General features: G+C 59.0%; 1 rRNA gene. It reads right to left on the reverse strand.

The window, feature by feature from the left end:
• A 23S ribosomal RNA gene (locus tag ALMP_RS32995) occupies positions 1–333 on the reverse strand; the annotation flags it as partial.
• Between the last annotated feature and the right edge of the window lie 57 nt (positions 334–390).

A 390-nucleotide genomic window follows, 5' to 3' on the forward strand; every position in this document is an offset into this window, starting at 1 on the left:
GAAGAGAGATCCCACAACCCCGCATGCGCAACCCCTGCCGGGTCTCACACGCATACGGTTTGGCCTCATCCAGTTTCGCTCGCCACTACTCCCGGAATCACGGTTGTTTTCTCTTCCTGCGGGTACTGAGATGTTTCACTTCCCCGCGTTCCCTCCACTTGCCCTATGTGTTCAGGCAAGGGTGACAGCCCATGACGACTGCCGGGTTTCCCCATTCGGAAACCCCCGGATCAAAGCCTGGTTGACGACTCCCCGGGGACTATCGTGGCCTCCCACGTCCTTCATCGGTTCCTGGTGCCAAGGCATCCACCGTGCGCCCTTAAAAACTTGGCCACAGATGCTCGCGTCCACTGTGCAGTTCTCAAACAACGACCAGCCACCCATCACCCC

The sequence above is a fragment of the Streptomyces sp. A012304 genome (assembly GCF_026008495.1).
Taxonomy (GTDB): Bacteria; Actinomycetota; Actinomycetes; order Streptomycetales; family Streptomycetaceae; genus Streptomyces.